The organism is Snodgrassella alvi (assembly GCF_040741455.2).
In the GTDB taxonomy this organism is placed as follows: Bacteria; Pseudomonadota; Gammaproteobacteria; order Burkholderiales; family Neisseriaceae; genus Snodgrassella; species Snodgrassella alvi_E.
Genome location: NZ_CP160328.2, coordinates 181,782 through 196,051, shown reverse-complemented (window position 1 = coordinate 196,051; position 14,270 = coordinate 181,782). Strand labels below are relative to the sequence as shown.

The 14,270-nt window shown below is 40.4% G+C and carries 12 protein-coding genes and 2 tRNA genes; 9 read left to right on the top strand and 5 right to left on the bottom strand.

What is annotated here, in order from left to right; all coding sequences use genetic code 11:
* Nucleotides 1-45: 45 nt before the first annotated feature.
* The gene (locus ABU615_RS00900; protein ID WP_267390244.1) at nt 46-543 is read right to left on the bottom strand and encodes a disulfide bond formation protein B; all 498 of its coding nucleotides are present in this window, start codon (nt 541-543) and stop codon (nt 46-48) included.
* Between the two features lie 62 nt (nt 544-605).
* Nucleotides 606-1,937 (bottom strand): metalloprotease PmbA, encoded by a 1,332-nt coding sequence (gene pmbA, locus ABU615_RS00895; RefSeq protein ID WP_267390479.1) that lies wholly within the window; start codon nt 1,935-1,937, stop codon nt 606-608.
* Nucleotides 1,938-2,100: 163 nt separating this feature from the next.
* Between pmbA and yjgA the strand changes: the two genes are divergently transcribed.
* The 8 genes from yjgA (at nt 2,101) to ABU615_RS00855 (ending at nt 9,728) form a co-directional block, all read left to right on the top strand.
* The gene (yjgA, locus tag ABU615_RS00890) at nt 2,101-2,604 is read left to right on the top strand and encodes a ribosome biogenesis factor YjgA (protein WP_323811346.1); all 504 of its coding nucleotides are present in this window, start codon (nt 2,101-2,103) and stop codon (nt 2,602-2,604) included.
* A gap of 85 nt (nt 2,605-2,689) precedes the next feature.
* Nucleotides 2,690-3,478, top strand: coding sequence for an indole-3-glycerol phosphate synthase TrpC (gene trpC, locus ABU615_RS00885; protein ID WP_267408010.1), 789 nt, complete (start codon nt 2,690-2,692; stop codon nt 3,476-3,478).
* A 45-nt stretch (nt 3,479-3,523) separates the two neighbouring features.
* Nucleotides 3,524-4,303 (top strand): type I methionyl aminopeptidase, encoded by a 780-nt coding sequence (map, locus tag ABU615_RS00880; RefSeq protein ID WP_100140122.1) that lies wholly within the window; start codon nt 3,524-3,526, stop codon nt 4,301-4,303.
* A 314-nt stretch (nt 4,304-4,617) separates the two neighbouring features.
* A complete protein-coding gene (locus ABU615_RS00875; protein ID WP_100140121.1) occupies nt 4,618-4,902 on the top strand; it encodes a DNA-binding transcriptional regulator in 285 nt (94 codons plus the stop codon).
* 117 nt (nt 4,903-5,019) lie between these two features.
* On the top strand, nt 5,020-5,892 hold the full coding sequence (locus ABU615_RS00870; RefSeq protein WP_370389008.1) for a folate-binding protein YgfZ: 873 nt from the start codon (nt 5,020-5,022) through the stop codon (nt 5,890-5,892).
* Between the two features lie 213 nt (nt 5,893-6,105).
* Nucleotides 6,106-7,704: a peptide chain release factor 3 gene (locus ABU615_RS00865; RefSeq protein ID WP_100140119.1), complete on the top strand. Its 1,599-nt coding sequence runs from the start codon at nt 6,106-6,108 to the stop codon at nt 7,702-7,704.
* A gap of 206 nt (nt 7,705-7,910) precedes the next feature.
* Nucleotides 7,911-8,129 (top strand): hypothetical protein, encoded by a 219-nt coding sequence (locus ABU615_RS00860; protein ID WP_267390238.1) that lies wholly within the window; start codon nt 7,911-7,913, stop codon nt 8,127-8,129.
* Between the two features lie 297 nt (nt 8,130-8,426).
* Nucleotides 8,427-9,728 (top strand): threonine/serine exporter ThrE family protein, encoded by a 1,302-nt coding sequence (locus ABU615_RS00855; RefSeq protein ID WP_267390237.1) that lies wholly within the window; start codon nt 8,427-8,429, stop codon nt 9,726-9,728.
* Between the two features lie 274 nt (nt 9,729-10,002).
* Here ABU615_RS00855 and ABU615_RS00850 read toward each other — a convergent pair.
* A tRNA-Leu gene (locus ABU615_RS00850) sits at nt 10,003-10,089 on the bottom strand.
* A gap of 613 nt (nt 10,090-10,702) precedes the next feature.
* A tRNA-Leu gene (locus ABU615_RS00845) sits at nt 10,703-10,789 on the bottom strand.
* 87 nt (nt 10,790-10,876) lie between these two features.
* Here ABU615_RS00845 and rnr point away from each other — a divergent pair.
* The gene (gene rnr, locus ABU615_RS00840; RefSeq protein ID WP_267390236.1) at nt 10,877-13,216 is read left to right on the top strand and encodes a ribonuclease R; all 2,340 of its coding nucleotides are present in this window, start codon (nt 10,877-10,879) and stop codon (nt 13,214-13,216) included.
* Between the two features lie 437 nt (nt 13,217-13,653).
* Here rnr and ABU615_RS00835 read toward each other — a convergent pair whose 3' ends face one another.
* Nucleotides 13,654-14,226: a 50S ribosomal protein L25/general stress protein Ctc gene (locus tag ABU615_RS00835; protein WP_100140116.1), complete on the bottom strand. Its 573-nt coding sequence runs from the start codon at nt 14,224-14,226 to the stop codon at nt 13,654-13,656.
* Nucleotides 14,227-14,270: the final 44 nt, after the last annotated feature.

Genomic DNA, 14,270 nt, shown 5'->3' with positions numbered 1-14,270 from the left:
ATACATTCATTCAGGCAAATCAATTACAGAATACACAGAGCATTATCATTTTCTGGAGCGAGTACGACACTGCCATAACCATCCCCATACCCACAGCAATACTGCAACAAAAAATAAAACACTCCATACTGGTAACGGTATCCACAATATATGCTGCACCTCACCACAATTACCGGTACCACGGATAATCGGTTCATACCAGTGAAATAGCGGCGCATCACGCAACCGAAATGTCCATGGAGCTCCGCAAGACGGCTGGTCAATTAAAGGTAAGTGCTGAATATAAATCTGGTAAATCGCCACACAGAGACCGCCAATCGGAGCCAGACTAACCACAATTGCATTAATCACTTTTTCAATACAGTTGAGATTAGGGCAACAAGCACATAACAGAGCCAGCAATGCAGTAAGGATCACCGCCACTCGTTGCACAATACACAATACACAAGGATTCATACCCAAAACATATTGGCCGACAAACGAAGCAGCAGCACACAGTACAGCCAGAAAAAACACACACCATAATGCTTTACGGAAGCTCATCTTAAGTCCTTTCAAACTGACCCAAATACATCATTTCCATCATCTGATACATAAATAGACACTTATGAACCAGCAACAGTCATATCCCCAATGAGAATAGAACCCACCTTGTGCGTACTGCGTTTCAATGCATCGTCAGCGGCACCTATCATCGCCATAAACATATCCTGTAAACGTGACGCAATCGTAATACCTTCTACGGGATATGTTATGACTCCATTTTCTACCCAGAAACCAGCCGCGCCACGAGAATAATCACCCGTAATACCATTTACACCCTGACCCATCAACTCAGTAACCAGCAAACCCGTACCCATAGTCTTCAACAGCTCTGCCTGAGACTTATGCGTATGATTTAAATATAAGTTATGTACACCACCGGCATTACCCGTCGTAGTCATGCCTAGCTTACGCGCACTGTAACTACTCAGAAAATAGCCCGACACATATCCATCTGCAATAATAGTGCGATCATGCGTAGCCACACCTTCGGCATCGAAATAAGTACTGGCTAGAGCTTTTTTTACATGCGGTCTTTCATGTAGACACACCCATGGTGCCAAAATCTGTTTACCCAGAGAATCAACCAGAAAACTAGTCTCTCGATATAAAGCGCCACCACTAAGCGCTCCCACTAGATGTCCAATCAGACTTCCTGCCACCGTCGTATCAAATACTACAGGATATTTGCCCGTCGCTACAGAGCGACCATCCAACCGACGCACAGTACGAGAAGCAGCAGTCTTACCGATATTCTCTGCTGTATCTAAATCCTTAGGGTCACGCGCCAAATCATACCAGTAGTCACGCTGCATACCAGACGCATCAGAGGCCACTACACTGCAGGATATGCTATGCCGGCTGCCACGCTGATAAGCACAGAAATCATTACTATTGGCATAGACATACTGATAATGGTCTGTTTGAACCTCAGCACCCTCAGAATTGCTGATGCGTGCATCTGTATCCAGTGCAGCCCGTTCTGTTCGTTTACCAATAGCGATAGCTTCATCAGCAGACAACGGCCAGGGGAAATAACTATCCGTATCACCCACATCAGTAGCCAATAAGTCAGCATCAGCCAGTCCTGCACATTCGTCCTGTGCCGTATAGCGAGCTATATTCAATGCTGCTGTAACCACCTCATCAATGGCGCTATTATTAAAATCAGCACTACTAGCCCGGCCTTTGGCATGACCCAAATAAACCGTCACATCTAAAGATTTATCCTGTTGATATTCAATATGTTCAACATCCTGCTGGCGTACTTGCACATTCTGTCCAACTGATTCACTGATATCAATTTCAGCCGCGCTCGCACCTTGCACCCTAGCTTTATACAATGCCTGCCGGCACAACTCTTGTAACTGTTCAGCACCGTGATGAAACATAATTTACCTTCTTGCCAAGAAGCATGCATTCTAGCATGCTGAATTCAGCACTGGCAGCCGCAAAACAGCCATGCCAACTGAAATAATACGGATTTTTTGCTAAAATACACAAATAAAATTCAGATACACTAGTGATACGTAACATATGAACAGCCATACTGAAAACATACTTCAGACAGAAGAAGAATGGGTCAGCAAAACCCGTATGAAAAAGCAAATGAATGATTTGCAGCAACTGGGTATGCAACTAACCAAACTATCCGCAGATACTCTTAAAAAAATCAATCTGCCCGAAGACTTATTACAGGCTGTATTAAGCTATCAAAAAATCAGCTCTAACAGCGCCCTCAAACGTCAGGCACAATATATTGGCCGCCTGATGCGGGAAATTGATACCGCACCGATCAGCGATTTTCTATCACGCCTCAAAGGCGAAAACAGTGCGCATAATGCCTATTTACAGAGACTCGAATACCTGCGAGAGCGTCTGATTGCAGACGACAATAGTCTCACAGAAGTTATCAGCCAGTACCCACATATTGACATCAATAACCTGCGCACACTGATACGCAATGCGCGTAAAGAACAGGCCGCTGATAAAGCGCCTAAGGCATTCAGATCTATTTTTCAGTTATTAAAAAACGAAATTACCGAAGACACACAATCCTAAAATTCATAAGTCAGACTTAAATTAGATTTATGAATATAGCGGTCATATCTTGTGAACAATCAGCATCCTAGTCCGGACCAAAACCATGAGCGATATCCTAAATAAAATCATTGCTACCAAAAAAACCGAAATGGTTGCAGCCAAGTCCGCTGAAACACTGGCTGAAGTACGTGCCAAAGCTTATGATCAGGCACCGGCAAGACCATTTTTGGAAGCCATACATCATAAACATCAGCAAGGCAAAGCAGCCATCATTGCCGAAGTAAAAAAAGCCAGCCCTTCCAAAGGACTGATTCGTCCTGATTTTTCACCCGCCGATATTGCTCATGCTTATCAGCAAGGTGGCGCCGCATGCATGTCCGTCCTGACCGACGTAAGCTACTTTAAAGGAAGTCTGGAATACCTGAATATTGCCCGTAATGCCTGCAGCCTGCCGGTACTACGAAAAGATTTCATCATCGACATCTATCAGGTGTATCAATCACGAGCACATAATGCCGATGCTATACTCCTGATAGCAGCAGCACTCAGCCGTACCCAGTTAAATGAATATGAAGCCATAGCCCACGAGCTAGGTATGACCGTATTGCTTGAAATCCATCATGAAGAAGAATTAGAGAAATGCATCTCTATGTCTACCCCACTCTGGGGCGTAAATAACCGTAACTTGCGCACTTTTGAAGTAGACCTACAGCAAACAATCAAACTTCTGCCTGCACTAAATGGCAAAACGGTCGTTACCGAAAGCGGCATTTTTACCACAGATGATATACACATGATGCAGCAGCATCAGGTAAATACATTTCTCATTGGAGAAAGCTTGATGCGCAAACAAAACATAGCAGAAGAACTAAGCCTTCTAGTAAATGCTTGAAGCATAACTATCATTTAAACAGTTTTAATTAGCCTAAAAGGAAAAATCATGGGCGTGATTATTAAAAATGCAGAAGAAATTGCCGCAATGCGCGTAGCCGGCCGGCTGGCAGCTGAAGCACTGGACTATATTGGCCAATTTATCAAACCAGGTGTCACCACCAACGAAATCGACAAACTGATACATGATTACCACATTAACGTACAGGGTGGTTATCCCGCTCCACTAGGATATGGCAATCCACCCTTTCCCAAATCTTGCTGCACATCCGTCAATCATGTTATCTGCCATGGTATCCCCGATGACAAACCTTTAAAAAACGGCGACATCATCAACATCGATGTCACCATCATTAAAGATGGTTTCCACGGAGATTCCAGTCGCATGTATGCTGTAGGCGAAATCAGTCCACAGGCACGCCGCCTAATTAATGTCACCCATGAAAGTATGATGGCCGGTATATCCGTTGTTAAACCAGGAGCAACACTGGGAGACATTGGCTATGCCTGTCAGCAGGTAGCAGAAAATGCCGGTTATTCCATGGTTCAAGAATTCTGCGGCCACGGAGTGGGAAAAGGTTTTCACGAAGAACCACAAGTGTTGCATTATGGTCGCCGCCATACCGGCTTAAAACTACAGCCGGGAATGATATTTACAGTAGAACCAATGGTTAACCAAGGAAAACGCCATTTGCGTATTCTCGGTGACGGCTGGACAGTAGTTACTAAGGACCACAAACTCTCCGCACAGTGGGAACATGAAGTACTAGTAACAGATAATGGCTACGAGATACTCACAATCAGCCCATTGACAGGAAAACCTTAAAATACCAAAAAAAACGTAAAACTTTACATTAATACAACATCTATATCTGATTTAAGGCAATAAATTTTAAAATAGTTTAATTAAAATAAAAATACACCATTCAAAATCACCTTAAACAGGTAAACCATTAGCAATATTGTATTGAATGTAAAAAATATTGTGATAATATTGAAGTCCATAGATAATTATGCATATTGATAAGTATGGTTTATTACAATAAATGACCAAACTTACCAAAACAACTAATATTTATGAATGATCATATTAATTAATTTTACTTAAACATAGACAACTCGTTTTAAGGTATAAAAATTATGAAAGCTTTTAAACCTATCAACAATGTGCGCGAAATCCGTAAAAAACTCGGTTTGAACCAGATTGAATTTTGGAGTCAGGTAGGTGTTACACAATCCGGCGGTTCTCGGTATGAAGCAGGCCGCAACATTCCGAAACCAGTTCGCGAACTGGTACGGCTGGTACATGTTGAACAGCTGGAATTAAGCAAGCTCAATCGCATAAATATGGAAGTTGCCGAATTACTGAAAAACGAGCATCCAGATATGTATCAACAACTTAAAGCAAAAGTAGAAGGAAAATAAATCCTTCATTAAGCCCCTTAAACAAAGCTCCGCACCAGATATTGGGCGGAGCTTTTAGCTTGTTAGCTAAGCATTCAGTATTATAATAAAGGCCTGCAAAACAAACAGGATTTTTCCATGACACACACAGCATCTTCCCTGATGCCTTATTTCGGACTGTTACGTGTAAGCGGCGAAGATCGAGCAACCTTTTTACACAACCAATTATCTAATGATATCAATCATTTGTCTGCCAACCATGCTTGTTTAGCTACCTACAATACAGCCAAGGGTCGCGTAATAGCCAATATGCTGGTACTTAATCGGGATAATGATATTATTATATTAACCTCAGCCAGCCTCATCGACACCTTACAAAAAAAACTGCAAATATACATCATGCGCAGTAAAGTAAAACTGGAAATCATGACAGACTGGGGTGCAGCAGTCAGCGTACCCGAAACATTATCCACAGCATCAGAACCTCAGTATGTATTGCCAACTAGCCAGACTAATCAAATCTGGTCCATCAACTTGCCAGATGGGTCAATAATCCAGATTGGAAAAACCAGCCAACTGCCCCCGTTTAATACAGAAGTTATAGAATCATGGAAATTACATGAAATCACCAGCGGTAATCCATGGATTAGCATAGAGACCACAGAAACCTGCGTTGCACAAATGCTTAATCAGCAACTAATAGGTGCTGTTCATTTCAAAAAAGGCTGCTACCCCGGTCAGGAAATCATCGCCCGCGCTCAATACCGTGGTCAGGTAAAAAGAGGGCTAGCACTTATGGAAATAAACGGTTCAGTTTCAGAAGGTAAACCAATTTTTGACAACCATAATGAAGAAGTCGGACTAATAATCAATCAAGTATCACAGCAAACTTCTACGCTGGCTTTGGCAGTAATCAAACACAGTGCAGCCGAATCAGAACTAGAATGTGACAATAATATTATTGTTATAAAAAAATGTTTTTTTAATCCTGCTAATACAGAAAATTCTTAAGCATTAAATGATGCCCTGAACTTCTGATTATGTACTGACTTAAAATACAAGGCTACACATTTCAAAGCATCTTTTCATGCAAAAATATTAATTTGTTTTTTTTCGCTAAACCACACAATTAACAGTTCTAATATTAATCTGTGCTACAATATAAATATTCTCACAAGACGGCCGTAGCCGTCTTGTTTTATTGTTTGCAGAATATATAAAATCATGAGCCAGATTGCCCAAGAAGCGGCACGCCGCCGTACATTTGCGATAATATCCCACCCTGATGCCGGTAAAACCACCCTCACCGAAAAGCTATTACTGTTTTCTGGTGCCATTCTTTCCGCAGGTACAGTAAAAGGAAAGAAATCTGGCAAATTTGCCACTTCAGACTGGATGGAAATCGAAAAGCAACGCGGAATATCTGTAGCTTCTTCAGTAATGCAATTTGACTACCGCCAACATGTGGTCAACTTACTTGATACACCTGGACACGAAGATTTTTCTGAAGATACCTATCGTGTACTCACTGCAGTTGATAGTGCTCTGATGGTAATTGATGCGGCCAAAGGTGTTGAAGCACAAACCATCAAGCTTTTAAACGTCTGTCGTTTACGTGATACCCCTATCGTCACCTTCATGAATAAATACGATCGTGAAGTGCGGGACTCATTAGAATTGTTGGATGAAGTAGAGAATATTTTGCACATCCGCTGCGCTCCGATTACTTGGCCAATTGGAATGGGTAAAAACTTCAAAGGCGTATATCACATCCTTAACGACGAAATATATCTGTTTGAAGCTGGAGGTGAAAAACTTCCCCATGAATTTGACGTTATCAAAGGCATTGACAATCCGCGTTTAGATGAACTTTTTCCCATTGAAATCCAGCAATTACGTGAAGAAATCGAATTGGTACAAGCAGCATCCAACGAATTTGATTTAGATGCCTTTCTGCGCGGTGAACTGACACCAGTATTTTTTGGTTCTGCCATTAATAACTTTGGCATACAGGAAATTCTTAATGCTTTGATTGACTGGGCACCTGCGCCACAGCCACGGGAAACCTTAGAACGCGTTGTCGAACCAACTGAAGCCAAATTCACTGGTTTTGTCTTTAAAATTCAAGCTAATATGGATGCTAAGCACCGCGACCGTATTGCTTTTCTGCGCGTTTGTTCCGGAGAGTTTACTCGCGGTATGAAAATCAAACATCTGCGCCTGAACCGTGATATTGCTGCTTCCAGTGTGGTGACTTTTATGTCTCACACCCGCGAATTAGTTGAAGAAGCATTTGCTGGTGATATCATTGGAATTCCCAATCATGGCAATATCCAGATTGGTGATAGCTTCACTGAAGGTGAACGTCTTACCTTTACTGGTATCCCCTTTTTCGCCCCCGAGTTGTTTCGCGCAGTGCGGATTAAAAATCCATTGAAAATGAAACAGCTTCAAAAAGGATTACAACAGTTAGGCGAAGAAGGTGCCGTGCAGGTATTCCGCCCCCACAACGGTGGCGACCTTATACTTGGCGCCGTTGGCGTATTGCAATTTGAAGTAGTCACTGCCAGACTAGCAAATGAATATGGCGTTGATGCCGTATTTGAATCTGTTAGCATCTGGTCAGCACGCTGGGTATCCTGTGCAGATCGGAAAAAACTGGCCGAATTCGAAAAGGCCAACGTACTCAATCTTGCTACTGATGCCGGTGGCAACCTTACTTATCTCGCGCCCAACCGTGTTAATTTATCTTTAACTGAAGAACGCTGGCCAGATATCCGTTTCCATGAAACAAGAGAATTAACAGCGCAAATAAACGAATAACTCATTCATTTTTTAATTCAGAAAAAGCAGCTTGTCAGATACATTACAAGCTGCTTTTTTATCACTAAAACAAATCTGAAATATCCTATGTGACTAAAGCATAAATGTTTAATAAGTCCAATTAAAACCCAATAGTATATGACGTCTTATATAAAATTGAGTTAAACTACTTAATGCTTATAATAATATACTAATGGTATTCTAATATGATAAAAGATCCAGTAATTGCCGAAGAAATCAGAGATTTAATGTTTAAAATAACCAACGATTTAAACCAGACGCTTTTTAAAGTCCAGGATTGTTGTCCTGAAGAAGAATTCAGAGCTTACAGAAGAGTAGTCGGAAGAATTATGGGAGAAATGCTTGATTTCCTAGAGCCTGCATTCAGGGAGCATCCCGAACTCAAACCCAAGGAATGGGATTGAAACAAACTATAAACAATTACTTATAAATAAAATGGTTAATATTGTTTTCCCTACAGAACCATTACTTATGTTTAACCGGTTTTAGCCGGTTTATTAAATTCATCTTCAATAAAAATAAATCATTTTTATAATCAAATTTTAAAATAAATACTAGCAATTCATATATATATTTTTGGAATGAATCAGCAGATTTTTTTCAGCCCTACAATCAATATTAACAAGAATAATTAACCCTGATACTTTCTATAATTACAAGCGTTATAATATCGACTTACATTTTTATCAAATAAAAACATTATGCCACTACCCCTATCTTCCGATGAACTTCAGCTAAACATAAAATCTGATCTGGTATTACGTGTAGGCAAAATATGTCTGGCAGCAGGTACCGGCAGCTACCGTATCAAACAATCTATGCGCCATGTAGCCAGTATGCTGGGAGTAGAAAATCAGGCGCATATTACACTAACCGAAATCAATTCCACCTGTCGTAGTGGCAAACAGTTTAAAACCGAGGTAACCAACATACAAAGTGTAGGCATTAATACCAATAATATTCAATTACTGGAAACACTATTAATTGACATACAAAACCGTTACCAACAAATGAGCGAAAGCGAATTGATTCGTTATCTCGACCAATCTCTGGCGAAAATCGAAAACCAACCGGCCTTATATAATCTTCCACAATCTGCATTATTTGCAGCTATTGCCTGCTCATCGTTTACTTTTTTAATTGGCGGAGGGCCGGTAGAAATGCTGGGCGTATTTATTGCATCTGGCTTCGGGCAGGCTCTACGGCGTACGCTGTTACATAAGCACCTGAATCAGTTTGTGGTTACCATGCTGGCAGCTGCTGTGGCTTCAAGTTTATATTTTATGATTATCGGCATCAGCTACATATCATTAAAAATTAATATTCAACATACTGCCGGTTATATAGCTTCAATGCTGTTTCTGATACCCGGTTTTCCACTAATTACCGGGGTACTCGATTTAGCCAAACAAGACTTTTCTTCTGGAATCCAGCGTGTGGGTTATGCGGTGACAGTGATTTTTTGTGCCACTTTTGCTGCCTGGATTGTAGCAGCCGGCATACACATGGCACCAGAACCCATGCTGACTCCTACTCTGTATCCCATATGGACAGCCTTTTTTCGTTTGCTTGCCAGCTTTTTTGGCGTGCTGGGCTTTTCATTATTGTTCAATAGTCCAATTAAAACAGCTTTGACAACTGCATTTATCGGCATGTATGCCAATACTTTACGCCTAGAATTAATTGACTTTACCAACATTCCTATACAGGGAGCTTCATTAATAGCTGCTTTCATTGTTGGTCTCAGTGCGTTTTATTTTAGCCATCACAGTAAATCCCCACGTATTGCTTTGTCTGTACCGGCAGTATGTATTATGGTACCAGGAATTTATATGTTCCGAGCTATGTATTTTCTCCAGCAAAACGATATCATTAACGCCATTAACTGGGGTGCACAAGCCATGCTTATCGTACTTTCTCTGCCCCTAGGTTTGGTATTGGCACGTGTTTGCACAGATAAAGAATGGGCATTCAATCAGTTACCAGTTAATGTAAGAAAGTAGTTCAAATCTTGATATTTTCTTAGTTTTATCAAACTTAATAAATATTATTCTGCAAGGAAAAAATCATTGGAATAGGCTACTGAGGATATCACATCAGACACTATTTTAATTAAACATTGAATATTCGATTTATCACCCTATCCAACTTTAATCTGAATCTGCATATACTCATTGATTAAAAGATAAGGCAATCAATGTGCCCAAAATTTTAGTTTATTACTACATAGTTAAAAAAAAGATATCCAATCGCTTGGATATCTTTTTTTTGGAATTCTGGTGCCCAGGAGAAGACTCGAACTTCCACACCATTGCTGGCACATGGACCTGAACCATGCGCGTCTACCAATTCCGCCACCTGGGCTTCTTTCACAACACTAAGCGCTGTGAGTCACATCAGAGAAGTTGTGCATTATATATTCTCAAGAGCAATTGTCAAGGGTATTATCTTTATGGATTGGCTGAGATTGATTATCAAAGGGAAGTTTGTTCAGCTTAATAATACCTACAAAATTACAAGACACCTAGTTAATTATCTGAATCGAATGCTTAATTAAAATATAAATTGTAAAAATATAGTACTTCAAATCCGTCTTGCATTCATCCTAGTCGGAAAATTTTTTATTTTTCCACATTAGCTGGTTATCGTGAAGCCTATTATTTTTTATTTAATACGCTTTAAATAAAAATTAAGTATCTCTGTTAAAAGTTTTTATAATCTATAATAATTGTTTTATAGATAATTTTGTACTTTATTATATTATGATATGTGTTTGATGCTACTTCATTTTTTTGTAACCAAATGAATTTTTACAGTAATACTGTTGATTATTTTAAATCGCAAATAGAATATTTTAACATAAATAATATCAGAATCAGGCTACAGCATCATTGGGTTACGTACCCAGCAATATAATCGAATATTGAGACATAAAAAAAAGATATCCAATAATTTGGATATCTTTTTTTTGGAATTCTGGTGCCCAGGAGAAGACTCGAACTTCCACACCATTGCTGGCACATGGACCTGAACCATGCGCGTCTACCAATTCCGCCACCTGGGCTTTTGCATATATTGCAACTTTCAGTTAAAGTATGTCTTTAGCTGAGGAAATGCATTATATATTCTCTAAAGAGATTGTCAATACTATATGAAAAAAAAATCAGATTTACGCCATCAAGACCCTTATTTAGAACGAGAATTACAGAGATATCCTAATCCTTTACCCAGCCGTGAGTGGATTATTGCCGTTTTGGAAAAAATCGGCATTCCTGTCAAAATCAATGAGCTGGCACAAAAACTCACCATTACTGAGGATGAAAAAGAATTTTTTGAGCGCCGCCTGACTGCTATGGCACGTGACGGACAAATTTTAATCAATCGTCGCGGTGCCGTCTGTGTCGCTAATAAGCTGGCTTTAGTAAAATGCCGAGTGGAAGTTCACAAGGATGATTTTGGTTTTGCAGTACCTTTAAATCCAGGTGATGGCGGTGACTTTGTACTCTATACCCGCCAGATGCGTGGGTTGATGAACGGTGACATTGTTACGGTACGACCAGCAGGCACAGATAGACGCGGTCGGCGTGAAGGTCAGGTATTGGATGTGATAGAGCGTGCCAATCAAGATGTAGTCGGCCGCCTGGCTATAGAGCATGGTGTCGCAATGCTGGTGCCAGAAGACAAGCGATTAGGAGCCAGTATTGTGCTCCAGCCTGATTCATTGGGTAAAGCGAGAACTGGACAAGTGTTGGTAGCCAGAATTGAATCTTATCCTAACGCAACACAGGCTGCAGTGGCGCGGGTAATAGAAATTTTGGGGGATTATGCAGACAGTGGAATGGAAATTGAAATTGCTGTTCGCAAACATCATTTACCTTATCAATTCAGCTCAGAATGTCTGACGCAGGCAGCTAAAATACCCGATCACGTAAAGCCTACTGAGCGAAAAAACCGAGTTGATTTGCGCGAGTTGCCTTTAATCACGATTGACGGTGAAACTGCCCGAGATTTTGATGATGCTGTATATGCTGAAAAAATTGGACGTAACTATAGACTTCTGGTTGCAATTGCTGATGTCAGCCATTATGTTCAGCCCGATGATGCAATTGACCGTGATGCTCAGGATCGCGCGACCAGTGTTTATTTCCCGCGCCGTGTCATTCCCATGTTACCTGAAAATCTTTCAAACGGAATATGTTCACTTAACCCTAATGTTGAGCGTTTGTGTCTAGTCTGCGATATGGTTATCACTTATGCCGGCAATATAAAAAGTTATGAGTTTTATCCAGCTGTTATGCGTTCTCATGCGCGCCTGACATATACACAGGCCTGGGACTGGATTAGTAATGATCAGTTTGACGATCCGCTTAAATTGCATGTAATGAATTTATATAGGCTGTATAAGATATTATTGAAAAAACGTCTGCAACGTGGTGCTGTAGAATTTGAAAGTATTGAAACGCAGATGGTTTTTAATCAGCAGGGTAAAATTGAACGAATTGTTCCAGTTGAGCGCAATGAGGCTCATCGGCTGATTGAGGAATGTATGCTGGCAGCAAATGTTTGCGCCGCAGAATTTCTTAAACAGCACAAGCACCCTACCCTGTATCGTAATCACGCTGGTCCAACCAGTGAGCGTTTAAATACATTGCGAGAACAACTGGCATTGCTTGGCTTGAGTCTGAATGGTGGCGATCACCCAACACCTAAGGATTATGCTGAGCTGAGCGAAAAAATTAAAGACAGAGCGGATCGCAATGTTATCGGTGTGATGCTATTACGCTCAATGCAGCAGGCAGTATATGAGCCTCAAAATATTGGCCATTTTGGTTTAGCATATCCTGCTTATACACATTTTACTTCTCCGATTCGGCGCTATCCCGATCTGACTGTACATCGTGCCATCAAGGCTGTTTTACAGCATAAGCAGTATCAGCCAAAATCATGGACTGAGCTTGGAGTACATTGTTCTTTGGCTGAACGTAAAGCTGATAATGCGAGCCGTGATGTTGAAAACTGGCTTAAAACTTACTATATGCGTGACAAAATTGGAGAGGTATTTTCCGGTACAATTTCCGGCATGGCCAATTTTGGATTGTTTGTTACGTTAGATAATGTCTATATTGACGGTATGATCCATATCAGTGATTTGGGTGAGGATTATTTCAATTTTCATCCAGAATTAATGGCCATTATTGGAGAACGTAGCGGTATTCGATTCAAACTGGGCGATAAGGTTACCGTAAAAGTAGCACGAGCCGATCTCGATACCAGCCGAATTGATTTGGTATTAATCAGTGCCAATAGCGGTAAGCGACGCCAGAAAAATAGTGCCCAAAAAATTCAGAATAAACTGAATGTCTCTTCTTCTGGAAAGACACAAAAAGTAACTAATAAAAAGCAAAAGACAAACAAACTAAATTTAGGAAAAAGCCAGCATCCAAAGTCTGAAAAACGTACACGCAGGCAATCCGGCAGCAAAAAAACCTAATTCTAATTTTATCTTTTATCCATTCATTTTTTAAATAACTATTCTTAGCTGAAAAGCAGCTTAGTTGATATTGCATTTATGATAAAGCTTCTATTGTTGTATCTATGGAAGCTTTTATCTTATTCGTTCAAACTTACTATATTTAATGGCATCTAGGTTTTTATATTACCAATACTAGATAATAGAGAAGATGTATAATTTTAATGCTTTAGTTTATCAATTTATCACAGAAAATTTTTATCTAACTCTTAAAAGTAAATTTTTTAAGCCCAATGATATTGGTTGGAACTTTTGATAATACAAAATCATCGGGCATTTTTATTCTGTCAGGAATACATTGATTAGAATAAGAATAATAAAGAAAAAGCCTAAGTCTGTCTCAACAGATTTAGGCTTTTTATAGATATTAAGATTCAACAGATTGAATTCTTAACAACTTATTTGTTTTTACCAGTAGCTGAAGCAATGGCCAGATTTTCTTTACGACTCAGAGCAACGCAAGTTACGCCTTCCGGTAACACCAAATCAGACAAGTGGCGGATTTCACCAGCGCTAATAGTAGCAACATCCAGTTCCAGCACCGCAGGAATATTTTTCGGCAAAGCATTTACTTCTACACTGGTAGCCAGTAGAGATACACGGCCACTCTGCAATTTTTCTGCTGGAGAAATAGCAGCGTTCAGCAGATGCAGTGGTACGCGGATATTGATGGCTTTATTGGCATCAACAGCCTGAAAATCGATATGTTGTACCTGTTGTTTAAACGGATGCATTTGGAAATCACGTACGATAACGTCGTAGGCTTTACCATTTACGTCCAGCTTGATAATGGCAGTATGGAAAGCTTCTTTTTCCAGAGCATACCATAAGGTACGGTGATCAACAGTAATGGCTACCGGCTCGGTGCCTTCACCGTACAATACAGCTGGTACTTTACCTTCGCGACGCAGGCGGCGGCTCGCACCAGTGCCCTGAGCTTCACGGATTTCTGCTTTAATTTCGTAAGACATAACTACTCCAAGGTTAATCATGCCGTCATCGGCCGCGACCAGCT